Annotated in this window: 17 protein-coding genes and 1 pseudogene; 11 read left to right on the forward strand and 7 right to left on the reverse strand. The window is 68.5% G+C overall.

Going from position 1 to position 24,358, the window contains the following annotated elements; genetic code table 11:
• The first annotated feature begins 164 nt into the window (after positions 1-164).
• Positions 165-1,682, forward strand: coding sequence for a right-handed parallel beta-helix repeat-containing protein (locus tag IFSED24_RS08630; protein WP_491334815.1), 1,518 nt, complete (start codon positions 165-167; stop codon positions 1,680-1,682).
• 78 nt (positions 1,683-1,760) lie between these two features.
• Here IFSED24_RS08630 and IFSED24_RS08635 read toward each other — a convergent pair whose 3' ends face one another.
• Positions 1,761-3,221 (reverse strand): FlgD immunoglobulin-like domain containing protein, encoded by a 1,461-nt coding sequence (locus tag IFSED24_RS08635; protein WP_491334816.1) that lies wholly within the window; start codon positions 3,219-3,221, stop codon positions 1,761-1,763.
• Positions 3,222-3,232: 11 nt separating this feature from the next.
• Entirely contained in the window at positions 3,233-4,009 is a 777-nt protein-coding gene (locus IFSED24_RS08640; protein ID WP_491334817.1) for a porin family protein, read from the reverse strand.
• Between the two features lie 288 nt (positions 4,010-4,297).
• Here IFSED24_RS08640 and IFSED24_RS08645 point away from each other — a divergent pair.
• From IFSED24_RS08645 to IFSED24_RS08655, 3 genes and pseudogenes are all read left to right on the forward strand, one after another.
• Positions 4,298-4,558 (forward strand): annotated as a pseudogene (locus IFSED24_RS08645) (cyclic nucleotide-binding domain-containing protein); the annotation flags it as partial.
• Positions 4,559-4,642: 84 nt separating this feature from the next.
• The gene (locus IFSED24_RS08650) at positions 4,643-5,680 is read left to right on the forward strand and encodes a 2-hydroxyacid dehydrogenase (RefSeq protein WP_491335040.1); all 1,038 of its coding nucleotides are present in this window, start codon (positions 4,643-4,645) and stop codon (positions 5,678-5,680) included.
• A gap of 126 nt (positions 5,681-5,806) precedes the next feature.
• On the forward strand, positions 5,807-7,228 hold the full coding sequence (locus IFSED24_RS08655; protein WP_491334818.1) for an ADP-dependent glucokinase/phosphofructokinase: 1,422 nt from the start codon (positions 5,807-5,809) through the stop codon (positions 7,226-7,228).
• Positions 7,229-7,244: 16 nt separating this feature from the next.
• Here IFSED24_RS08655 and IFSED24_RS08660 read toward each other — a convergent pair whose 3' ends face one another.
• From IFSED24_RS08660 to IFSED24_RS08670, 3 genes are read right to left on the reverse strand one after another with little or no spacing between them, the layout of a single operon-like run.
• On the reverse strand, positions 7,245-9,032 hold the full coding sequence (locus IFSED24_RS08660) for a [FeFe] hydrogenase, group A (protein WP_491334819.1): 1,788 nt from the start codon (positions 9,030-9,032) through the stop codon (positions 7,245-7,247).
• A 13-nt stretch (positions 9,033-9,045) separates the two neighbouring features.
• A complete protein-coding gene (locus tag IFSED24_RS08665) occupies positions 9,046-11,031 on the reverse strand; it encodes an FAD-dependent oxidoreductase (protein ID WP_491334820.1) in 1,986 nt (661 codons plus the stop codon).
• A 45-nt stretch (positions 11,032-11,076) separates the two neighbouring features.
• Positions 11,077-11,346: a (2Fe-2S) ferredoxin domain-containing protein gene (locus IFSED24_RS08670; RefSeq protein WP_491334821.1), complete on the reverse strand. Its 270-nt coding sequence runs from the start codon at positions 11,344-11,346 to the stop codon at positions 11,077-11,079.
• Between the two features lie 517 nt (positions 11,347-11,863).
• On the opposite strand from IFSED24_RS08670, the gene IFSED24_RS08675 reads away from it, so the two are divergent.
• Genes IFSED24_RS08675 through IFSED24_RS08685 form a run of 3 tightly spaced genes read left to right on the forward strand, consistent with a single transcriptional unit; the run spans position 11,864 to position 16,989 of the window.
• Positions 11,864-15,373 carry an alpha-amylase family glycosyl hydrolase gene (locus IFSED24_RS08675; protein ID WP_491334822.1) on the forward strand — a complete coding sequence of 1,170 codons (3,510 nt, stop codon included), beginning with the start codon at positions 11,864-11,866 and terminating at the stop codon, positions 15,371-15,373.
• Positions 15,374-15,398: 25 nt separating this feature from the next.
• Complete coding sequence (locus tag IFSED24_RS08680) at positions 15,399-16,502, forward strand: right-handed parallel beta-helix repeat-containing protein (protein WP_491334823.1); 1,104 nt, start codon at positions 15,399-15,401, stop codon at positions 16,500-16,502.
• Between the two features lie 16 nt (positions 16,503-16,518).
• Entirely contained in the window at positions 16,519-16,989 is a 471-nt protein-coding gene (locus IFSED24_RS08685; RefSeq protein WP_491334824.1) for a hypothetical protein, read from the forward strand.
• Here IFSED24_RS08685 and IFSED24_RS08690 read toward each other — a convergent pair.
• Positions 16,986-17,684: an HAD family hydrolase gene (locus IFSED24_RS08690; protein WP_491334825.1), complete on the reverse strand. Its 699-nt coding sequence runs from the start codon at positions 17,682-17,684 to the stop codon at positions 16,986-16,988. The two genes, IFSED24_RS08685 and IFSED24_RS08690, sit on opposite strands and share 4 nt — an antisense overlap.
• 98 nt (positions 17,685-17,782) lie before the next feature.
• On the opposite strand from IFSED24_RS08690, the gene IFSED24_RS08695 reads away from it, so the two are divergent.
• Entirely contained in the window at positions 17,783-18,469 is a 687-nt protein-coding gene (locus tag IFSED24_RS08695) for an SPOR domain-containing protein (protein WP_491334826.1), read from the forward strand.
• A gap of 118 nt (positions 18,470-18,587) precedes the next feature.
• Here IFSED24_RS08695 and IFSED24_RS08700 read toward each other — a convergent pair whose 3' ends face one another.
• On the reverse strand, positions 18,588-19,265 hold the full coding sequence (locus IFSED24_RS08700) for a redox-sensing transcriptional repressor Rex (protein WP_491334827.1): 678 nt from the start codon (positions 19,263-19,265) through the stop codon (positions 18,588-18,590).
• Between the two features lie 213 nt (positions 19,266-19,478).
• Here IFSED24_RS08700 and gatE point away from each other — a divergent pair, with 213 nt between their 5' ends.
• The 3 genes from gatE to IFSED24_RS08715 all read left to right on the forward strand — a co-directional run bounded on the left by gatE (position 19,479) and on the right by IFSED24_RS08715 (position 24,348).
• Positions 19,479-21,380 (forward strand): Glu-tRNA(Gln) amidotransferase subunit GatE, encoded by a 1,902-nt coding sequence (gatE, locus tag IFSED24_RS08705; protein WP_491334828.1) that lies wholly within the window; start codon positions 19,479-19,481, stop codon positions 21,378-21,380.
• Positions 21,377-22,765 carry a Glu-tRNA(Gln) amidotransferase subunit GatD gene (gene gatD, locus IFSED24_RS08710; RefSeq protein ID WP_491334829.1) on the forward strand — a complete coding sequence of 463 codons (1,389 nt, stop codon included), beginning with the start codon at positions 21,377-21,379 and terminating at the stop codon, positions 22,763-22,765. Before gatE ends, gatD begins: the two co-directional genes overlap by 4 nt.
• A gap of 68 nt (positions 22,766-22,833) precedes the next feature.
• Complete coding sequence (locus tag IFSED24_RS08715) at positions 22,834-24,348, forward strand: M20/M25/M40 family metallo-hydrolase (RefSeq protein ID WP_491334830.1); 1,515 nt, start codon at positions 22,834-22,836, stop codon at positions 24,346-24,348.
• The last annotated feature ends 10 nt before the right edge of the window (positions 24,349-24,358 follow it).

A 24,358-nucleotide genomic window follows, 5' to 3' on the forward strand; every position in this document is an offset into this window, starting at 1 on the left:
CTTCCTGGATCATACACCACCGGTGTCAGGGGCGGCGAAAAAAGCTCCTGCTCTTGCCGACCAGGAACGACGTTCACCTGGTATGAAATCGTCGCCGGACGTGCTATGATCGCCTGTGTTCAATGTCGACCTGATCACGAACTGATCGTCCCGGAGGTCGTGTCATGTCGCCCCTCGCCGCCCGTTCCGCCGCGTTGATCGCTCTGGTCCTCTTCGTTGCCCCCGCCGCTCTCGCCGCTACCTGGCTGGTGACCCCCGACGGCACGGGCGACGTCCCCACCATCGGGGACGCCCTGGAGGCCGCCGCCTCGGGCGACGTCATCGAGCTTGCCGACGGCGTGTTCACCGGCCCCGGCAACCGCGACCTCGATCTCCTCGGCAAGAGCGTCACCGTTCGCTCGCAGAGCGGCGACGCAGAGGCCTGTGTCATCGACTGCCAGGGGTCGGCCGACGAGCCCCACCGCGGCTTCATCTTCCAGAACCTCGAGGGACCGGACGCCCGCCTCGAGCACCTGACCGTGCGCCACGGCTGGGCCGAGGGGCCGGATACCATCAACGACGGCACCGGCGGGGCCATCCTGGTCAAGGAAGGCGCCACGCCCACGTTCACCGGCCTGGTCTTGCGCGACAACACGGCCATGAGCGGTGGTGCGATCTTCGTCCTGCAAGCGGCCCCCACCGTCACGGCATGCCACTTCCTCGACAACACGGCCTGGTGGGGCTCGGGCGGCGCCCTGAACCTGTATTACGCCGACATCGACGCGCCGATCGCCGACTGCGTCTTCCGGGGCAACGCCGCCCACCAGACCGGCGGCGCGGTGGCCTCGGCCCAGTGCGATTTCGCCCTGGAACGCTGCCTGTTCGAGGCCAACACCGTGAACAGCTACGGAGCCGGATTCGAGTGCTACGCGAACACTCGCTGCACCCTCACCGACTGCACCTTCGCCGAGAATATCGCCAGCGAGAGCGGCGGCGGGGCCATGGTGTGGGGAAACGACACCGAATGCACCTTCGAGCGCTGCACCTTCGCGGCCAACCGTGCAGGCTACGGGGCCTGCGGCATCACCGTGGACCAGGCCGTGGCCACGGTGCGCAACACGATCGTGGCCTTCGGCCATGGTCCCTCGGTCCAGGTCCTCAACGGAGCGACCATGGCCCTCCAGTGCTGCGACCTCTTCGGCAACGACGGCGGCGACTGGGTGGCCGCCATCGCCGACCAGGCCGGCGGCGCCGGCAACCTGTCGGTCGACCCCCTCTTCTGCGGCGACCAGGCGCTCGAGACTCCCTACGCCCTGCACGCCGATTCGCCCTGCGCCCCCGATCACTACCCGTGCCTGCAGATCGGCGCCTGGCCGGTGGGCTGCTCGGCGGTGACGGCCGCCGCCTCCGAGTTGCCCGGCCTGGATGGCCCCCGGCTGCTGCCGGTGACACCCAACCCCTTCAATCCGCGGACCACCGTGACCCTCACCTTGCCCCGGGCCGCGCAGCTGGAACTGTGCGTCTACGACACCCGCGGCCGGCAGGTGGCCGTGCTCGCGACAGGCGAGTGCGCCGCCGGCGAGACGATCGTGGAATGGGATGGTCGGGACACGGCCGGGCGCGACATGCCGTCGGGGACCTACCTGGTCATGCTGAAGACCCGGAGCGGAATGCAGGTGCAAAAAGGGGTGCTGGTGAGGTAGGAGCGCGCCGACGCGCCTCGCCGGCCGCGCTTCCAATCCTCTTGGCCTTGCCCCACGATACCAGGTCGCACGGGCCGGTCAGCGCGTCAGGGTCAGACGCCGCACCACCACCTGATCCGCCGTCTGCAGGCGCGTGAAGTACACGCCGGCCGGCTGCGGACGTCCGGACCCATCGCGACCATTCCAGGCCCGTACGTGGCGGCCGGCCGGCATGGCGCCGTCGACGAGGGTCGTGATCCGCCGACCGGCCACGTCGAAGACGGCCAGGCGGACCGACTGGGCCCGCGGCAGTTCGAAGGCGATGTCGGTGTGCCCGCCGAAGGGATTGGGTGCCGCGCGCATCTGCAATCCGGTGCGCACGTCGGCAACCCCCACCGCGTTCGCGGTCAGCTCGACGAGATCGGTGGCGTTGTCGCTGAAACGGGCCACCGCCTGCAGCCAGGTCCCGTTCTCGAACGGCGGCAGCCCGGGATCGCTGGCGTAGACGACCGGCTGGGCGTAGTCGAGGGTCTGGGGCCGCAGCGGATAGATCGTGCCGTCGACGTCCAGCTCGGCGATCACCGGGCAGTGCGCGTCCGCATCGGCATAGATCACCGTGACCGTGCCGCCCGAGCCTTGTTCCGGCAGCACGAGATCGGTGAGCTCGGGCAGGGCGCTGGGCCCGGGATCCAGGGCCACCTCGCGCTGGTGCCAGACGCCGCCGGGTGTGCGGTCGGCCTCCTGGGCGCCGCCCAGGATGGTGATCTGCTGGCTGAAGCCCGCCACGCCGAAGCGCGGGTCGGCGGGGTCGAACCAGCCCTGGAAGAAGGGATTGGCCTCGAGGTCGGCCAGCGCGCAGGACAGCACCAGGGTGTTCTGGGCGGGGTACTCGGTGGCGGTGATCTCGCCGATCTTCTCCAGATCGTCAATACCGGTGCCGTTGATCTGGTAGAGGCCCGGCTCGATGATCCCCGCAGCGGTGATGGTCTGGATCATGGCGAGCACCGTGTCGGGATCGTCGTCGGCCGGGTTGTTGATGCCCAGCAGATAGCTGAAGAAGGTGAGTCCGCTGTTCACGGGAAAGCCGCCGCCGGCGTTGCTCAAGGCGGCGTAGAGGCGCGTGCCGTCGCGGCTGAGGCGGCAGCCGGTGAGGTCCAGGTTCACGCGGCCGAAGTTCTCGTCGCCGACGGGGTCGTCCGCGAGGTGCGTGAGGTCGGCCGGGACCGGCGTCGCGCCGTCCGCCAGGCGCACCGGCAACAGGTCGATGGCGCCCGGCTGCTCGAGGCGGAAACCGTAGTAGCGGCGGGCGGACACCGGACCGGGCACCGTGGCCTCGAGGGTGCTGGGGCCGTCGGGCACCGTGGCCAGCGGCGCCGACTGCACGCCGTCCTGCGCGAAGAGAATGGTGTTGATCAAGCCCGAGCCCTGGGCGCTCTCGACGCGGATGGTCACCTGATCGCCGGGCAGCGGGGCGCTCGTGCGGATGTCGTTCCAGAGCGAGAAGGCGGCGGCCTGGCCGGCCACGACCAGGGCAGCGAAGAGCAGAGTGAGTCGGAGCATGGCGTAGCCTCCTAGAACCTGATGCCGATCATGACGACGTGGGCCTGGTTGCGCAGCGGTACCGGCTCGTTGGCGACGAGGATCTCGTCTTCCTCGCCAAAGGGTACGTAGGCGTAGGTGGGCAGCGGCAGCTGTTGCAGACTGAGGTCGAAGCGGTACTCGACCAGCAGGCGCCCGCCGGCCAGCGGAAACTCCACCCCCACGCCGTAGCTGAAGGCGAAATCGAAGAGGTCGACCTCGGACATGTCGTTGTCGGCGGTGACGGGGATGTTCTGCTCGCCGTCGGAAACCTCGCCCGACAGCCGGTAGCGGTCGTGGACCTTGAGGCCGAAGGCGAAGCCGCCGAGCGTGTAGACGTCGCATGCGCGGTCGATGACCCAGTGGTAGCGCAGCAGGAGCGGGATCTCGAGGTAGTCCATGTCGTAGGTCACGTCGAGCACGGTGGGGATGTCGAAGATGTCGACCCCGATGTCCTGGCGCGATCCCTTCTGGACGTAGAGGACTTCCTGCTGGAGATAGAAGCGGCGGGTCACGGGAAGGGCGACGAAGACACCACCCGCGAAGCCGCGGCGCATGGTGCTGGAGACCGTGTACTCCTGGTCGCGCGGCTCGGTGCCCTGATGCTGGGCGAGGGCGAAGCCTCCCTTGAAGCCGAAGGAGAGGCGGGCGAGGCCGCCGGGATCCGCACCGGTCGCGTGCGCGGACGATGGGACTGCCCCGACGACCGAGGACACCAGCGCCAGAACGAGGAACGAGGCGAGACGGCCGCGCGAAGCGATTGGGTGCATGGTCGACTCTCGCGAGGGACTCGGGCCAAGTCCGGACGCCGTCCATCGGGGACGGCGCGTTGACCACGCCATCATACCCCAGATCCCGAAGGAATGCCTCAGCTTCCTGGCTACCGATCGCCTGGGGCGGCGTGGCCATGCACCGCGGACGCGACGACCTTGTCCGCACAATGCCCCTTCATCGAGGAGGATGCAGTTATGCAGATCGCCGATCCGCGCGCTTTCCTGGGTCAGATCGATCCGTTCCGGAGCCTCGAGCCCGCCACTCTCGACGACCTCGCCGCCGTGATGACCCGCCAGGACCTCACCGCCGGGGCCGTCCTGTTCCGGGAGGGCGACCCCGGCCGGGGCGTGTTCCTCGTGGCAGCCGGCGAATTCGAGGTACGGCGCCGAGCCGAGGAGGGCACCGACATCCTGCTGCGGGTCATGGCCGCCGGCGAGGTGGGAGGGCTGACGAGCATGGCATCGGGCCGGCCGCGCTCCGCGACGCTGGTCGCCCGCACCGGCGCCGTCGTCTGGATCGTGCCCAACGAGGCCGGCCACGCTCTCCTGGAGCGCCATCCCGATCTGACCCGCAGCCTGCTCGTGTTCCTAGGCGAGAAGGTCCGCCTGAAGACCGGCCAGCTGGCCACGTTGCTCGCCCGTGCGGAGGATGACCCGCGCCCGCGGGTGGCGGTGTTCGACACCAAGCCGTACGACCGCCGGCACCTGGAGCCGGCCGCGCAGGACCTCTGCTGGCGATTCTTCGAGCCGCGCCTCGGCCCGGACACGGCGCGGCTGGCCGCCGGCTTCCGAGTCGTGTGCGCCTTCGTCAACGACGACCTCTCGGCCGGCGTCCTCGAGCAACTCGCCGCGGGCGGGGTCCGGCTGATCGCGCTGCGCTGCGCCGGCTTCAACAATGTCGACCTCGTGGCCGCCGACCGCCTGGGCCTGACCGTGGTGCGGGTGCCCGCCTACTCGCCCCACGCCGTGGCCGAGCACGCGGTGGCGCTCATCCTCACGCTCAACCGCAAGCTGCATCGGGCGCACCAGCGGGTCCGCGAGGGAAACTTCAGCCTGGCCGGCCTGGAGGGATTCGACCTGCACGGCCGCACCGCCGGCGTGGTCGGCCTGGGCAAGATCGGCCAGTGCCTGGCCGAGATCCTGCGCGGCTTCGGCATGAGCGTCCTGGCGTATGACACCCAGCCCGACCGGAACTTCGCCCGCCGGACGGGCGTGCAATACCTGGAGCTCGACGAGGTCCTGGAGATGTCGGACATCGTGAGCCTCCACGCACCGCTGGTGCCCGACACCTATCACCTCATCGATGCCGGTCGCCTGAGCCGCATGAAGCCGGGGGTCATGCTCATCAACACCAGCCGCGGGGCCCTGGTGGACACGGCGGCCCTGATCTCCGGACTCAAGACCGGCCACGTTGGCGCCGCCGGCCTGGACGTCTACGAGGAGGAGAGCGGTTACTTCTTCGAGGATCGCAGCGACGCCGTGATCACCGACGACGTGCTGGCGCGGCTGCTGACCTTCCCCAACGTGCTAGTGACCAGCCACCAGGCCTTCCTGACCGGCGAGGCCCTCGACGGCATCGCCCAGACCACGGTGGACAGCATCCGCGCCTTCCTCGCCGGTCGGCGCGGGCGCGAGCTGGAGAACGTGGTCCTGGCCGCGCCGGGGTGACGGCCGAAGGTCGCCGATCCGGCGTCAACCGATCCCTCGGCCACCCATCATGTTTGACCAGGTGCAGGGAAATGCTAGGATCGGACGACGAACGCACGTCCGGCCCATGCGACAGAGGATGAAGCCATGAGCGATATTCAGGAACACTGGCGGCAGCACTACGCGGCGGTGCCCGGGTCGCTGCGGTCGCTGCAGGACATCGAGACGGTCCTGTCGGTCTTCAACACGAACATCGACGCCGTCAAGAGGATCACGCCAGCGCTGTTCCAGGAACTCCTGGACCAGGCCGGCGACCCGCGCCAGGGCGACGACGATCGCCACGAGATCGCGTCAGCCCGGGATCTGATCCGCGGCTTCGTCGCCTGTTTCCGGGGCGGCATCGCCCGCGAATGGCTCATCACGAACGAGGACACCTACCGCTGGCTCGACTCGCACGTCGGTTACGACCGTCTACAGATGGGCGGACAGGGCGGCATCATCGCCAACGTGATGGCCACCTGCGGCATCCGGAAGGTGCTGGTGCACGCAGCGTCGCTGCCGGCCCAGCAGAGCGCGCTCTTCGTGGACCGGGCCAACCTGCAGTCGGCGAACGGCGCGGGGCGGCTACAGCAGGCGCGCACCATCGACCGCGCCGGCGACACGCCGCTGATCCACTGGATCCTCGAGTTCGGCGAGGGCGACACGATCACGCTCGACGGCGAACGGATCACCTGCCCCAAGTCCAACCGATTCATCGCCACCTGGGATCCGCTCAACTTCACGCTCGCCATCGATCCGAACTTCGTCGCGGCGGTGGACGCCTACGCGGACGAGCTGAGCTACTGCATGCTCTCGGGCTACCAGATGCTCAGCGAGCGGCTGCGCAACGGCGAGAGCTCCAGCCAGCGGATCACCGAGAGCAAGCGGATCATCGACCGGTGGCGCCAGCGCAACGACGGGCTCCTCGTCCACTTCGAATACGCCTCTACCCAGGACGAGGCGGTGCGCCGGCAGCTCTTCGAGGAGATGGGGGGCTGGGCCGACAGCATGGGCCTGAACGAGCAGGAGCTGATCGACGTGCTGGAGGTGTGCGGCCAGACCGAGCTCGCGGCGGCCTGCCGGCGCTCCCTGGCCAGCGTCGATCTGTTCGAGGGACTGCGCTGGGTGTTCGAGAACTGCCGTATCCCGCGGATCCAGCTGCACTTCTTCGGGCTCTACATCACGCTGCAGGCGAAGGGCCACCGGCACACACCGCCCCAGACGCGCAACGGCATGACGCTGGCAGCGACCATCGCCGCGGCGAAGGCCGGCACCGGGTCGATCGAGAACGAGGCGAACCTCCTCTGGGCCCAGGACAAGCCGATCGGAGCGATCGCCGAGAAGGAGATCCAGGCCCTCGCCGACCACCTGGCCCGCCTGGACGGCCAGAGCCGGCTCGCCGAGGACGGCATCCACGAGGCCGAGGGATTCGACGTCGTCGCGGTGCCGACGATCATCGTCGAGAATCCGGTCACGCTCGTCGGCATGGGCGACACGATCAGCTCGCTGTCGCTGGTGGGGGCGCGGTAGGAGCGCCGGCGAGCGCCTAGCTGTTGATCTCGTCCCAGATCTCCTTCATGGTGTGCTGCACCACCTGCTTGCGGTCGCGATAGCTAGTGTGCAGCAGCTCGTGGGACCGGTGCCCGTTGGGCTCGCCCAGGAACTCGTCGTAGATCAGCTTGATCAGCGGGTTGTTGTGGCTCTGGCGGATGTCGCAGCGCTCGTCGATCCGGTAGATCGCGTCCTGCCGCTCGTGCCAGAACGTCTGGTAGCTCTTCTTGATCCGGGGCTGGCCGCCGCCGCCCATGCAGCCGCCGGGACAGCCCATGACCTCGACGAAGGTCCAGTCGGCCTCGCCCGCGGCGATCTTCTCCATCACCTGCTTACCCGCCTTCAGGCCGTGGGCCACGCAGACCTTGATCACGCCCAGGTCGCCCAGATCCACTGCCGCCTCGCGCAGATTCTCGTAGCCGCGCACCGGGGTGTAGGCCACGCCCTGCAGCTCGCTGCCCGTGACCACGTAGTGCACGGTGCGGATCGCGGCCTCCATGACGCCGCCGGTGGTGCCGAAGATCTCGGCTGCGCCGGTGTAGCCGCCCATCCACTCGTTGTCGAAGCCCGATGACTCGAGGTCGGGCAGCCACACTCCCTCGCGCTTGAGCACGCGCGCGCATTCGCGGGTGGTCAGCACCACGTCCACGTCGGGGATGCCGTCGCGCTGCATCTCGGGACGCTTGGCCTCCTCCTTCTTGGCGGTGCAGGGCATGATCGAGATCACGCGCATGCGGGCGGGGTCCACGCCCAGCTTGTCGGCCAGGTAGGTCTTGGCGATGGCGCCGAAGCACTGCTGCGGGCTCTTGGTGGTGGAGATATGCCCGAGGCGCTCGGGATAGTTCTTCTCCACGTAGTTGACCCAGCCCGGCGAGCAGCTGGTGATCATGGGCAGCGTGCCGCCGTTCTTGACGCGACCGAGCAGCTCGGTGCCCTCCTCCATGATCACTAGATCGGCGGTGAAGTTGGTGTCGAGGACCACGTCGGCGCCGAGCTGCTTCAGCGCGGTGATCATCTTGCCCTCGACGTTGCTGCCGGGCGGCAGGTAGAACTCCTCGCCCAGCGCGATGCGCGTGGCGGGTGCCATCTGCACCACGGTGAAGACGTCGGGGTCGTAGAAGTAGTCGATGACCTGCTCGGTGTCGTCCACCTCGGCCAGGGCGCCGGTGGGGCAGACCAGGGTGCACTGACCGCAGCTGACGCACTCGCTGGTGCCGAGAGCCAGGCTGTCGCGCACGCCGATCTCGGCGTCGAGGCCCTTCTCGGCGAGCACCAGCACGTCGGTGCCCTGGACGTCGCGGCAGATGTGCAGGCAGCGGTGGCAACGGATGCACTTGGTCATATCCCGGACCACCGAGACGCTGCTGTGGTCGCGGGTGCGCTGCCGGGAATAGGCGCGCTTGCCGAAGCGGCTGTGCTGCAGCCCCACGAACTGCGCCACGTCCTGCAGCTCGCACTTGCCGTGGCGCACGCAGGTGGCGCAGTCCTGGTCGTGGTCGCCCAGCAACAGCTCCACCTGCAGACGCTGTTTCTCGCGGACGATGGGCGTGCGCGTGAGCACCTCCATGCCGTCCTCCATGGGCGTGTTGCAGCTGGTGACGATGTCGGGCTCGTTGCCGTCGCGCCGGATCTCCACCAGGCAGACGCGGCAGGTGCCCGGGGTATGGTCGGCGTCGGCGAGTTCGCACAGGGTCGGGATGAAGTGACCGTGGCGGCGGGCGACCGACAGGATCGTCTCGTTGTCCTGGAACTCGACGGACTTGCCGTTGATGAATCCCTGCATCGGTCCTTGCCTCCTACTTCTCGGTCACGACGGAGTAGACCCGGTAGCACCGCATGCAGCGGTTCGCTTCCTGGTAGGCCTCCTCCACGCTGATGGGCTTCTCGACCTCTTCGAAGATCTGCTTGCGCACCTCGGGGTCGAGTTCGCGGGCCTTGACGCGGTAGATGTGCTTGACCGGTTTGTCGACGTAGTCGGGATTGAGCTTGCGGATCGACTTGAGCAGCTGGCTCATGCGGTCGCCGGCGTTGAAGCGCACGCGGCCGTAGGTGAGGTAGTCGTCGATGGACCGCGCCGCCCGCTCGCCCTGGGCCATGGCCTGGATCAGGGTCGCCGGGCCGGTGACCGCGTCGCCGCCGGCGAAGACTCCGGGATGGTCGGTGGTCAGCGAGGTCTCGTCGGCCTCGATCAGCCCCCAGCGGTTCAGCTCGATGCCGTCCTCGGGCGACAGGAAGCTGTGGTCGACGGCCTGCCCGATGGCGGGGATCACGAAGTCGGTCTCGATCAGGTGCTCCGACCCCTCCTTGGGCCGCACGCTGCGCCGGCCGCTGGCGTCGGGCGCGCCCTCTTCCATCTCCACCAGCTCGATGGCCTTGACCTTGCCATCCTCGGTGACGATGCGCGTGGGATGGGTGAGGTAGTGGAAGTGCACGCCTTCTTTCTCGGCCGCCTCGATCTCCTCCATATCCGCGGGCATGGCGTCGCGCGTGCGCCGGTAGACCAGGTGCACCTCGCCGACGCCCATGCGCAGCGCCGAGCGCACGCAATCCATGGCCACGTTGCCGCCGCCGACCACCACCATCCTGTCCCCCAGCTCCATGGGGAGATTCAGGTTGATGTGGTAGTGGTTGATGAAGAGCAGGAACTTCACGCCGGTGACGTAGCCCTGGATCGATCCTTCCTCGCCGGGAATGCCCAGCCCCTTGCCCTTGTGCGCGCCGACGCCGAGGAAAATCGCCTTGAAGCCGCGCTCGCGCAGATCGGCCATGGTGAAGTGCTGGCCGAGGCGCTGGTTGTAGTGGATGCGTCCGCCGAGCGCCTCGATGATCGAGATCTCCTTGCGCAGCACGTCCTCCTTGGGCAGCCGGTACTCGGGGATGCCGACCGCGGCCATGCCGCCGGGCTCGGTCATGCCCTCGAAGACCTCCACCGGATAGCCCTTCAGGAGCAGGTGATAGGCGGCCGAGATCCCGGCCGGTCCGGCGCCGATGATGGCCACGCGCAGCTCGGCCGGCTTGTGGTCCTCGATCAGCTCGGGCGTGAACCAGCGGTCGGTGACGTAGCGCTCGCGGTCGGCCACGAAGCGCTTGAGCACCTTGATGCCCACCGCCTCGTCGACCTGGGTGCGCCGGCAGGCCATCTCGCAGAAGCGGACGCAGACCCGCCCGCAGGTCGCCGCCATGGGGTACTTCTGCAGGACCACGCCCACCGAGTGGGTGAACTTGCCGTCCTTCACGTAGTCGATGTACCGCGGCACGTCGACCTTGATGGGACACTCCTCGATGCAGGGCGCGGTGACGTAGGTGGTGCAGCTCTGGCGCCCGGTGCGTCCGCCGCCCTCGACCTCGCGCTCCAGCTCGTCGCGGAAGTGGTGGATCATCTCCAGCAGGGCGACGCCGGCGGTCTGGCCCAGGCCGCAGAGGCTGGTGGTGGTCATCTGCTCGGCCAGGACCTCGATCTCGTCGAGGACCTCCAGACCAGCCTCGCCGCGCAATAGCTGCTCGAGGCGGTCCTGGAGGATGCGCGTGCCCATGCGGCACGGCGTGCACTTGCCGCAGCTCTCGTGGGCGGCGCGCTTGGTGTAGCAGAGCGCGACGTCGAGGAGCGAGACGTCCTTCTCGAAGACGAAGAAGCCCTTGCCCCCCATGAAGGCCTTGATGGGGTTGCCGGGATCGAACTCGTTGAAGTCGGCGAAGTCGGGCGAGTCCTCGATCTCGAACAGCTGCTTGTGGCGGTTGTCGATGATCTGACCGTCCCAGGCGCCGAAGATGACCTTGGCCATGTCGTTGATCCTCCGGATCCGGCGCGGCGCGCCGGCATGCGACGCCTAGGCGTCAGCCAGCAGTTCCTCGAGACGGGGCTTGATCGTGGACTCGAAGCAAGCCTCGGCGTCCTGGTAGCGGGTGCGGAAGTGCTCTCCCTCGAGGCGCAGGGTCACGCCGTCGTCGTCGTCGCGGCACTGGCCGAGGCAGAAGCTGCCCTTCAGGGTCACCCGCTCGCCCAGGCCGGATTCGACCAGCAGTTCCTGGAAACACTTGACCACCATCTCGGAACCGTTGAGATGGCAGTGATCACCCACGCAGACGATCAGATCCACGGCTTGTCGCCTCCCGGAGCCCCGCGGACGGGGCGGCCTTCGATCCAGACGCAATGATACTGTTAAATAATTAACAGGCCTCTCTTCAAGCCTTAAGGAAATATCCTGCTTCCGGTCTGGCAAAATCTTTTTTGAGACCCCCACTGGGCCGTAACCGGGGATAATAAAGAGGATCGATCGTGGCCGAACCGGCGTCAGCGCTCATCCGGGCGCTGCCACGACCTCGGTACTAATCCTGGCAGTACGGCATTCCGGGGGTTTGATCAGCGGTCAATCCTGTCGAAATGCGAGTCGAGCACGACATCATTTCTATAAATAACAAACAATGGTTGGCAAATGCTCCGCGCAAGGAGGCCCGATGTTAACGTCATAACATGACCTGGATCATGACACGACTCCCCCGGGCCGGACCCGCCCGATGCTCCGCGATAACTCGGACGCTTGCACAATCGGCCCAGTCGGGTACCCTGGCAGCGGGGAAACCGACTGTCTCTTCAGGACCAAGGTAGGGACCATCGTGGCCGACCAGACGCTCGTGGACATGCTCCACCGCTACTTCCCGTTCGGATTCCAGACCTCCCGCGACGGCTGGGACCGCTTCAAGGTCGGCACGCTGCTGGCGCACGAGACGCCCTTTTCCAGCGAGAATCTGCGTTACACGGTGCGGCGCCTGGCCGAGACCTACAACAAGCGCTCGCCCAGCGGCCGCCTGCCCGTGGTGCCCATCTTCGCCGAGCAGCTGCTCTCGCTGGGCATCCTCAACGACGCCCTGCGCTACGTCCTGCTGCACTACGCCCTGCAGCAGCGCCCCGGGGTGCTGAGCGAGGGGTTCCGCTGGGTCCGCCAGCGCATCGGCGAGGATCGGGTCGACCGCTTGCCAGCCGCCTTCGCCACCCTGTTTCCGCCCCGCCCGGTCCTGGTCGACCGCACGGCGCTGGAGAGCTGGCTGGCCGGCGGCGAGCCGTCGCTCCCGGTCACCGACCGCATCACCATCGAATCGATTCTCCTCTATCTCATGATGCGCAATCCGGCCACCCGGCCGTTCCGCGACCTCTTCGACGACGGCGAACTGCAGCGCCGGGCGAGCTACGTCCCCTTCGTGGTCGGGCTGGAGGAATTCTTCGAGGCCCAGGATCCCGCGGACTTCACCGGCGAGACCCTCTTCCACACGCTGCGCGCCCCCATGCTGGCCAGCCCGGACGACCTCGACGGTCAGCTCCGCTACATCCGGGCGCACTGGGGACACCTGCTCCCCGCGGACATGCTGGCGCAGATCGACCTCGTCCGTGACCTCCTCAAGGAGATGTCGCTGGCCCGGGCGCCCGAATACGGACCGCCGCCGGTCCTGGAGTTCGCCGGCGAGGACTGGCTCCTGGCCGAACCCGCCGCCTTCAGCCGCGACGCCGACTGGATGAGCAACGTGGTGCTCATGGCCAAGAGCACCTACGTCTGGCTCGACCAGCTGAGCAAGCGCTTCGGCTGCGAGATCCGCACCCTGGCCGACGTCCCCGACGAGGAGCTCGACCGCCTGGCCCGCTGGGGCTTCAGCGGCCTCTGGCTCATCGGCCTCTGGGAACGCTCGGCGGCCTCGCGCAAGATCAAGCAGTTCGCGGGCAACGCCGACGCCGTGGCCTCGGCCTACAGCCTGCACGACTATCACATCGCGGCCGACCTCGGCGGCGACGAGGCCTACCGCGACCTGCGCGAACGCGCCTGGCGGCGCGGCATCCGCCTGGCCAGCGACATGGTGCCCAACCATATGGGCATCGACAGCCGCTGGGTCGTCGAGCATCCGCATTGGTTCCTGCAGGTCCCGCTGCCCCCCTACCCCGGCTACACCTTCACCGGCGGCGATCTCTGCGACCATCCCGACGTCGAGGTCCGGATCGAGGAGGGCTACTGGCACCGCAGCGATGCAGCCGTGGTCTTCGAGCGCAAGGACGCCCGCACCGGCGAGACCCGCTACATCTACCACGGCAACGACGGCACCAGCATGCCCTGGAACGACACCGCCCAGCTCGACTTCACCAACGGCGAGGTCCGCGAGGCGGTGATCCAGACCATCCTCCAGGTGGCGCGCATGTTCCCGATCATCCGCTTCGACGCGGCCATGACCCTGGCCAAGAAGCATTTCCAGCGGCTGTGGTTCCCCAGCCCCGGCGACGCCGGCGCCATCCCCTCGCGCGCCGAGCACGGCATGAGCCGCGAGCAGTTCAACGAGCTGATCCCCAAGGAATTCTGGCGCGAGGTGGTCGACCGGGTGGCCGCCGAGGTGCCCGACACGTTGCTGCTGGCCGAGGCGTTCTGGCTCATGGAGGGCTACTTCGTGCGGACCCTCGGCATGCACCGGGTCTACAACAGCGCCTTCATGAACATGCTCAAGATGGAGGAGAACCAGAAGTACCGGCAGACCATCAAGAACGTGCTGGAGTTCAGCCCGGCGGTGCTGCAGCGCTTCGTCAACTTCATGAACAACCCCGACGAGCGCACGGCGGTCGAGCAGTTCGGCAAGGGCGACAAGTACTTCGGCGTGGCCGTGCTCCTGGTCACCATGCCCGGCCTGCCCATGGTCGGCCACGGCCAGGTCGAGGGCTTCGCCGAGAAGTACGGCATGGAGTACAAGCGCGCCTACTGGGACGAACCGGTGGACGAGGACATGGTGCGCCGCCACGAACGCGAGGTCTTCCCGCTCATGCGCCGCCGCGCGCTCTTTTCCGGGGCCGAGAACTTCGCGCTCTTCGACTTCGTCACCGAGGGCGGCCACGTCGACGAGAACGTCTACGCCTACGCCAACCGCCACGAGGGCGAACGCGGCCTGATCCTCTACAACAACGCCTACCAGAACACGGCGGGCCGGATCCACACCAGCAGCGCCATCAACGTCGCCGCCACCGATGCCGACCCCTTCCTGGTCCGGCGCAGCCTGGCCGAGGCCCTGGCCCTGAACACCGCGCCCGGCGTCTACTATGTCTGCCGCGAGTTCGTCAGCGGCCTGGAATACCTGCGCTCCGGCGAGGAGCTGGCGCGCGACGGGCTCTGGGCCGAACTCCACGGCTACCAGTACCAGACCTTCCTCGACTGGCACGAACATCACGACCACGATGGCCGCTGGGGCCAGCTCCATGGCCACCTCCAGGGGCGCGCCGTGCCCAGCATGTGGCGCGCCCGCCGGGAACTCGAGCTAGCGCCCCTGCTGGCCAGGCTGACCGAGGCCAACCAACCGGCCCGTTACCTCGAACTGGTCGACCACGAGTGCGCCGACCTGGCCGTGCTGTGGGCCGACCTCCTGAACCAGGCACGGGACCTCGCCGGCCGCGCCAGCGAACGGCCGGCCCTGGAGGCCGATGCCCTGGCCACCGAACTCGAGGCACTGGTATCCTCGCCGGTGGACCGGAGCGCCGCGTCCGAGGCCGGCGTTCCGGCTCCGGACGATGCCGACGACACGGTCACCGGCAAGGCAACGGCCGGCCTGCCCATCTGCGCCATGGTGGGCTATCTGGCCTGGCAGCTCCGCCAGCTGGCCGCCGCCACGGGATCCCCCGTGGCCCCGGAACCGGGCGCCGAGGATCGACCGCCTGTGGGCGGCGCCTACCGGCTGGCCGCCGACGATCTCGGCATCTTCCTCGACCACGCCCGCCAGGGCCTGCAGGCCGCGCTGGCCCCCGCGGTCGATCCTGGCGAGGTCCTGGCCGTGGGCGACCTGCTGAGCCGTCACGAGGACCTCCTGGGCCCGCGTCCTCTGCCGGCACTCCAGCGCCTCTTCCGCGACCAAAAGGCTCAGCGCTACCTCGAGGCCAACCACTTCGAGGACACCTGGTACTTCAACAAGGAACGGTTCGAGACCCTGATGCGGTGCGCCGCCAGCGCCTTGCCGGGTCTGACCGGGGAGGATCGCGAGGAGGTCGTCAACGCGGCAGAGGCCCTGCTGCGGCAGGCCGCCGCCGCCGGTTACCGCCAGCAGGACCTCCTCGAACGCCTGACGAAGGCAAAGAAAGCTACCAGCGACGAGGATTCTTCTGTAAACTGACACCGTGGCCACCAAGAGCACACCAGTGACCCGACGGCCCCGGCTGGTGTGCGTGTGGATGCTCGCCCTCGTGTGCAGCCTGCACGCAACAGCCCTGGCTGTTTCGCCCACCGACCTCGTGGTCGATCCGAACGGTGGTGCGTCGTTCTCTACCCTCGCGGGCGCCGTGGCCGCCGCTCCTCCCGGCAGCATCATCCATCTGCGCCCCGGCACCTACGACGAGACCGTGGTCATCGACAAGAACCTGAGCCTCGTCGGACGCGATGCCGAGCAGGGCGCCGTGCTCACCGGTGAGCACCGGCAGCGCTTGCTGCACGTGGTCGGCGCGGTCACCTGCCGCTTCGAGAACCTCGTCTTCCGGGACGCCAGGGATCTCGATGGCAGCGCCCTGCTGGTCAGCGGCGGCGCCGTGGTCGATGTCATCAACTGCACCTTCCACGACAACCTGGCCCGCCGGCATGGCGGCGCCGTGGCGGCCAGCGACCCGGGGACCTGGGTCGAGTTCATCGGCTGCCACTTCCAGCGCAATCGGGCTCTCGGCAACGCCGGAGCCATGAGCGTGCGCGACGGCGCGGAAGCCACCCTCCGCCATTGCACCTTCTTCGCCAACACGACCGAGGGCGAGTGCGGTGCGGTATCCATGACCTCCAGCGCCCCGTTGGCCGTGGAGGACTGCCTCTTCCTCGAGAACCTCGGCTACCGGGTCGGGGCCGTGATGGTCACCGGGGCCGCGACCCAGCTCGTCGGCTGCACCTTCTTCCAGAACACCTCGCTCGGCGGCGCCACCGTCTCGATCCAGAGCCCCGACCGGGACCAGGTCGTGGTGGTGAGGAACAACATCTTCGCCAGCGATCTGGAGGGGGCGGGACTGGACGTGGACCGACATGCCGAACGCGGGTGCAACCTCTACTTCGACAACCTCGGCGGCCCCCTGCTCGCCGGCGAGCCCAACGAGGACGAGCTGGTGGCCGACCCCTGCTTCTGCGATTTTCCCACCCTCGACCTGACCCTGCAGCGCACCTCCCCCGCCTCGGGCCGCGCCTCCGATTGCGGCCGTATCGGCGCCCTGGACGTGGGCTGTCTCGAGGGCCTCGAGGCCGCCGCCGCACCGCACCGTCGCGTGCGCTGATTCCCGAGGATCCACCATGACCCATGATGATGAGGACCGCCGGATCGAGGAAGAGATCCGACGTCAGCGACGCGCCACCCTCGCCGGCGCGCTGGCCGGCCGCGACGGTGGTGGCCACCTCAAGGGGGCCAGCCCCACTCCGGTGATCCAACGTGCCTTGCTCGAGATCGAGCACTGGCTCTCGGAGCACCTCCAAGATGGCCCCGGATCGCTGCGAACCGTGATCCTGCGCCACCTCGCGGGGCAACCCGACCTGCTCGAAGCCGGCCTGGGCGACCCGGCCAGGACCATGGCCCGCTGGCTCGACAAGCTGCTGTCCGTCCCCGCCGCGGTGACCGACCTCGTCCGGGAGACCGACATGGAATGGGGCCGCCAGTATCAGGAGCGGCCCCACTTCGAACGACCCGGCCAGGCGCCCAGACCTGAAGATCCCTACACCGTCGCCGGGGTCACCAGCCTGCTCACCACCCTGCGCGACCGGCTCTAGGGTTTGAGGCCGAGCTCGCGCGCCAGGCCGTCGACGTCCGACACGAGGGCGTCGGGGTCCGCCGCGGCCAGCCGGGGAGGCGCCACCAGGCCCCAGGTCACGGCCACCGAGCGGACGCCGGAGGCCCGGGCCGCCAGGACATCGTTGGGGCTGTCCCCCACCATGGTGGCCTGGGCCAGCGACAGTCCCGTTCCCTCCAGACAGGCCGCCAGATGCGCCGGCGCTGGTTTGCGCTCGGGCGTATCATCGCCGGCGACCACCCGGACGAAGTGGTCGGCCAGATCGAGGCCGGCCAGGATGGCCAGGGTGAAGGAACGTGGCTTGTTGGTGGCCACGAAGAGCGGTCGACCCTCGAGCCGGGCCAGCAGGTCGATGATGCCAGGGTACGGTACGGTGCGGTCGAGCAGGTGATCGGCGTAGTAGCTGGCGAAGCTGGCCAGGGCCCGGTCGACCACGGCGGGCGGCGCCGGACGCGAGGGCCCGCCGCTGGCCTCGTCGTGGGCGAGCACCCGTTCGAGCAGCTTCTGCACCCCGTCGCCGACATAGCCGAGGGCCACGTCGGCGGCCAGGGGCGGCAGGCCGGCCGCCTCGCGTGCGACATTGGCCGCCGCCGCGATATCGGCACCGGAATCCACGAGTGTTCCGTCGAGATCGAAGATCACGGCATGTTGCGAAACAGGTTGGGCACTGGCCATGATGCTCTCCCGGAATTGGCAGGATACTGTCGCCTGAGAACCGGCACTTGCGTCGCGGGCCCACCTGTTCATAATGGGGGGCAGCAAGGAGGCCTGGAATGCCCGAAAGGAAGCAGCCGAAGCCTGCCAAGGCAAGCGGTGCCAGTCGCGGCCGAGCCCGGTTCGCCGCCCGCGAGCAGGGCGGTCGTTTCTCGCGACCGCTGCTGGCGGCGTTGATCGTGATCCTGGCCGGTGGCGCCTATCTCTTCTGGCCCCGCGGGGGCTCTCCCCCGAGCGGGATCGGAGAGCAGCTGACCGTGGTGACTGCCGACAGCAGCATCGTGCCGGCGCCACGCTCCGGTTCGGTGGAGATCGATGACCAGCAGCTGCCGCTGGTGCCCGAGAAGCCTGCCGCGGGCGCTGCCGGCGAGGCCGGTCAGCCCGAGCCGAAGCCCGAGGTCGTCCAGCCGGTGGAACAGAAGTCTGAAACCACGAGCCCGCCTCCCTCGCGGCCGGCGCCCGCGAGGTCGCAGACCGCCACACCCGCTCAGCCGGCCATCAAGCCCCACCCCTCGGGAGCCTGGGCCGTCCAGATCGGGGCCTACCAGACCGAGGCCAACGCCCAGGGCCTGGTGGATCGTCTCGCGAGCAAGGACATCGAGGCCCACGTGCGGGCGGCGAACACCGCCACGGGAGAGATCATCTACAGGGTCTGGATCGGGTGGTTCAAGAACCGGCAGGAAGCCCTGGACTACGCGGCGCAGGAACGGCAGCGCATCGGCGAGGCGTACCCGGTCCACCGTTGAAACAGCCGCCACCATTCCGCGATAGGGGCCTGGGCACTAGCCCAGGCCCTCGGCGTAGCGGCCGCCCCAGGAGACTCGCCGCAGCCATGGGACCGGCGCACCAGGGCCGGCGCACGGGTCATTCCGCCTCGTCCTGGCCCTCGGTAGCCCTGGCATGCTCGCCGCACTTCACCTTGAAGCTCAAGGCCATGATCCCCACGGTCAGCCGCTCGTGGCGCACCGACACGTGGTCGGGCACCTTCAACTCGGTCGGAGCGAAGTTGAAGAGTCCCGTGACTCCCGCACTCACCAGACGATTGGCCACGTCCTGCGCACAGCTGGAAGGAACGGTGATCACCCCGATCTTGATCCCTTCGCGCCGGCAGACCGACTCCAGCTCGTCGAGGTCGCGGATCGGCTGACCCCGGATCTCCAGCCCCTGCAGCTTGGGATTGACATCGAAGATGCCCCGGATGGGAAAGCCCTGGACTTCCAGGCCGGCGTAGTTGGCCAGTGCCTGTCCCAGATGTCCCGCACCGACGATGGCCGTGGGTACCGGCGTGTCCACGCCGATGATCTGCTCGAGCGCATTGACCAGCTTCTCCACCCGATACGGCCGGCCGGGCCGGCTGAAGCCGCCGAAGTAGTGGAAATCGTGGCGCAGCTGGCTCGCCTTGATATCGAGCGATTCGGCGAGTTGCCGCGAGGATACGTCCTCCACGCCGATCCCCTGGAGCAGTTTCAATTTCTCGAGATACAGGGGCAGGCGCTGGATGGTCGCCTCGGGGACATCGCACTGGCGATCGCTCCGCTTCATGGTCGCCTCCCGCTAATACAAGAGTGTTTCTATCTTAACATCTTCGCAACAAATGCGACTCGTTCTGTGATTAATTGAACAGGCTACCGCCGATCGCAACATTTTGCAACCAGCAAACCGAATCCTATATTTGAGCGGCTTCCGGTGCGGCCCCGCGTCCCAGGGCGCCATCGCACCGGCACCCCTCGCTCTCCCCCAGCCCCGGTGGTGCTCATGAATCCTCGCAACGCTCTGACCGAGCCCTGGTTGCTGAACCCCTTGCCCCAGTTCGGCGAGCTCGATGCCGCCGGTTACGCCGACCTCGGGCTGATGTCCGGCCTCGAGGTGCACCAGCAGCTCCTGACCCGGCGCAAGCTATTCTGCCGCTGCCCTGCCGGCCTCTACAGCACCGAGCACCATGCCGAGGTCCTGCGCCACATGCGGCCCACCCTCTCGGAGATGGGCGAATACGACGGCACCGCGCTCATGGAGTTCAAGACGCGCAAGGAGATCATCTACCTCCTGAACAACGCCACGGTCTGCACCTACGAGATGGACGACGCGCCGCCCTTCGAGATCGACGACGTGGCGCTCGACCGCAGCTTCGCCATCGCCCGGCTCCTGGACTGCAACATCGTCAGCGAGGTGCACATCACCCGGAAACAGTATCTGGACGGCAGCATCCCCACGGGCTTCCAGCGCACCGCCATCGTGGGCACCGACGGCCAGATCCCCTACAAGGACCGCATCGTCCGCATCCGCCAGATCTCCATCGAGGAGGACAGCTGCCGCGAGGTCACCGACCGCGGCCACCTCCGCACCTACCGCACCGACCGCCTCGGCATGCCGTTGATCGAGACCGTGACCGACCCCGACATGAAGACCCCCTGGGAGGTCATGGAGGTGGGCCAGATCATCCGCTGGCTGGCGCGGGTCTCCGGACTGGTGCGCACCGGACCTGGCGCCGGACGCCAGGACGTGAACGTGTCGGTGACCGGCGGGACACGGGTCGAGATCAAGGGCGTGCCCAGCCTGCGCGACATCCCGCGCCTGGTGCACAACGAGGCGTTGCGCCAGACCAGCCTGGTGGCGATCCAGCGCGAGTTGCAGCGGCGCAAGATCCGCCAGCAGGACATCAGCGAGCGGCTGGTCGACGTCACGCCCAGCGTCCGCGGCACCGAGTTCCGGAACGTGCGCAAGGCCGTGGACAAGGGCGCCACCGTCATGGCCGTACCCCTGCCCGGATTCGAGGGCCTGATCGGCGCCCACACCCAGCCGCGGACCACGTTCCTCAAGGAATTCAGCGACCGCATCCGCGTCATCGCCTGCATCGACGATCTGCCCAACCTGGCCTGCTCGACCCAGGACGCCCCCACCTTCTCGGGTGGCGAGTGGGACAAGATCACCAAGGCCTGCGGAGTCGAGGACACGGTGCCGGTGCTGGTGGTCTGGGGACGTCAGTCCGATGCCGAGACCGCCGCGCGCGAGATCGTGATCCGCGCCCAGGACGCCACCGAGGGCGTGCCCAGCGAGACGCGCCAGGCGCTGGATGACGGCACCGACGGCTTCGAGCGCATCCTGCCCGGTGCCGACCGCATGTACCCCGACACCGACCTGCCGCCCATCGGGATCAGCGACGAACGCCTCGAGCGGATCTTCGCCACGCTGCCAGAGCGGCCGTGGGAACGGCAGGCGCATCTCGTGGAACTGGGCGTGGGCGCCGACCTCGCCGAACGGCTCGGTCGCCATCCGGCGTACATGCTGTTCCTCGAGCTCCACGGCGCCATGAATGGCGCCGTGCCGGCCAACAGCCTGGCCAGCCTGCTGCTCGACCGTTCCTGCCCCCGCCCCCCCAGCATCCCGGTCGCCGGCGACTGGTGGCGCACCCTGGGCGGACGCCTGGACAGCGGCGAGGTCATTCCCGAGGGCGTCTGGCACGCCGAGGACGAGCCGTTGACGCTGCTCGCCGAATCCGAGGCCCGCCAGCTCTTCGAGACCGCGCTGGAGACCGTGCCCGCCGGCCCGCGTACGGGTCGCCAGGGCGAAGACTTCGTCATGGGACACGTGATGCCCGGATTGCGCGGACGCATCCCCGGACGGACGGTTCGCACCTGGGTCAAGGAGGCACTGGCGTGACCAACCAGAACGATTTCCCCGGCTACCGCACCCCCACCCTGGAAGTCCTCGAGCGCGAGGAGGCCAAGGTCTGGAGCCAGGTCACGCTGCACACCGATCGCGGCGATTTCTCGGGACTGATCCTGCCCCGCTCGGAGACCGCCGACGCCGAGCACATCGTGCTCAAGCTGGATACCGGTTACAACATCGGCGTCCGCGCCGACACGGTGCAGAAGATCAGCGTGCACGGCCGCAAGGTGGCCAACTACAAGATCCCCGAGAAGGCCTTCCCCTACGACCCGGTCAAGCCGCGCGTCAAGCTCCTGGGCACCGGCGGCACCATCGCCAGCCGCCTCGACTACCGGACCGGCGCGGTGATCCCCGCCTTCAGCCCCGGCGAGCTGTACGGCTCGGTGCCCGAGCTGGCCGACGTCTGCAACCTGGAGACCGACAAGCTCTACGGGGTCTTCTCCGAGAACATGGGTCCCGAGCAGTGGATCGGCACCGCCGAGGCCATCGCCAGGGAGATCGACAAGGGAGTGGCCGGCATCGTGGTCGGCCACGGCACCGACACCATGCACCACACCGCCGCCGCGTTGACCTTCATGCTCCAGGATCTGCCGGTGCCGGTGGTCATGGTGGGCAGCCAGCGGTCCAGCGACCGCCCCAGCTCGGACGCCGCCATCAACCTGATCAACGCGACCCGGACCGCCGCCACCAGCGACATCGCCGAGGTCATGGTCTGCATGTTCGGGCCCACCAGCGATGAGTACGGCCTGCTGCATCGCGGCACGCGCGTGCGCAAGATGCACTCGTCGTACCGTTCGACCTTCCGCACCCTCAGCGACATCCCCATGGCACGGGTGGACGGGTCGGGCGTCAAGCCGTTCCGCGAGGACTACAACCGCCGGCGCGACGACAACAAGGTCACCCTGAAGGCCTGCTTCGACGACCGCGTCTCGCTGGTCTACTACTATCCCGCCATGAAGCCCGACATCATCGACTCGCTGGTGGACAACGGCTACCGCGGCATCGTCATCGCGGGCACCGGCCTCGGCCACGTCAACAAGCCGCTCTACCCCGCCCTCGACCGCGCCCGCGCGGCCGGCGTCCACGTCTACATGACCGTGCAGACGCTCTGGGGCTACGTCCAGATGTACGTCTACGAGACCGGACGCGAGATCATGGGCCTGGGCGTGGTGCCGGCGGCCAACATGACCCCCGAGGCGGCCTACGTGAAGCTGGGCTGGGCCCTGGGGCAGTCGCAGGATCGCGACGAGGTCCAGCGGCTCATGCTGACCCCGATCTGCGGGGAGATCACCGAACGCGAACCGCACAACGGCTACCTGGTCATGCAGGGTGGCATTCCCGAGGTGGACGAGTTCATCTCCGAGCACTGGAAGTAGATCCCGCGCGGGCGGTTGGTCGTCCGGAGCGGCCGCCCATCATCCTCGCCGATCCGCGGAGGCCCGCCTTGCGCCACCTCGCTGTCCTCGTTCTGCTTTGCCTGCTGTCCGTCCTGCTCGTCGCCTGCAACGAGACGCCCGCCGACCCGGTGGCGCGGGGGCTCACCGTCATCAGGGCCCAGCGCCTGCTCGACGACGTGGCCACCCTGGCCAGCCCCGACTTCTCCGGCCGACTCTCCGGTTCTCCCGGCTACGAGGCGGCCGCCCGCTGGGCCGCCCGCCGTTTCGACCGGCTCGGCCTAGACCCCGGCAACGACGAGGGCTATCTCCAGCGGCTGACCATCGAGTACAACGCCATCTTGGACACGCCCAGCCTCAGCTTGACCACCGCCGATGGCATCGTGCATCACGCCGTCCTGGGCCCGGACTTCGTCTGCCGCGGCTTCACCGGCAGCGGCGACGTGAGCGCTCCCGTGGTCTTCGCAGGCTACGGGCTGAGCGACCCCGACCGCGGTTACGACGACTACGCCGATCTCGACGCCACCGGCAAGGTGGCCCTGGTCTTCAAGCGTAACCCCGGCTGGGCCCCCGACTCCCTGGGCTGGGACTGGGCCAGCAGCACGCCGCGGGCCAAGGCCCGCACCGCCCGGGACCACGGCGCCCTGGGCCTCCTCTGGTTCGACCTGCCCCGCGAGGGCGACTGGGCCCCGCACCGCGGCCCCATCGGCAGCGTCCTGCACGGCCCCGGCGAACACCTGGCCGCCATGCCCCACCTGGAGATCACCGAGCATCTGGCCGACCTGCTGCTCGGCGCCGAGGGCGAAGCCCGGCGGTTGCACGCGCAAATCGATTCGCTCCAGGCACCGCGATCGCAGATCCTGGCCAGCCACGCGGCACTTGCCGTGAGCGCCGACTACGATCCCGCTCGCGAGACCTGCAACGTGGTGGCCGTCCTGCCCGGCAGCGATCCGCTGCTCAAGGACGAGGCTCTGGTCATCGGCGCCCATCTCGACCACGTCGGCCGCCAGAGCGACCAGCTCTACTTCCCCGGCGCCAACGACAACGCCAGCGGTTCGGCCGCGGTCCTGAGCCTGGCCGAGGCCTTCGTCCAGGCCGGGCGGGCACCTCGCCGCAGCGTGGTCTTCGTATTGTTCGCCGGCGAGGAATCGGGCCTGGTCGGTGCGCGTCACCACGCCGCCAACCCCGTGTTCGCCCCCGAGCGCACCACCGCCATGTTCAACCTGGACTGCGTGGCCTGCGGCGATTCGATCCGGGTCGGCGGCGGCGAGGCTTCACCCGAACTCTGGGAGCTGGCACGCCGCCTCGACGCCGAGGCTGCCGGGCTCATGGTGGAGGCCACCTGGGGCGGTGGCGGCGCCGACGCCACGCCGTTCTGGGAGGCCGGCATCCGCACGCTCTACTGGGTCACGACCAGCGGCTATGACCACCTCCACGCCCCGGGCGACACGCCCGACACGCTCAACGACGAGTTGTACGAGGAGCTGGTGAAGCTGGCCTTCCGCACCGCCTGGACCGTGGCTGACGCGCCAGTCGACAGCCTGGCCAGCACACCGGCGAGCTGATCAAGGGGCC

Source organism: Candidatus Latescibacter sp. IFSED24 (assembly GCF_058273205.1).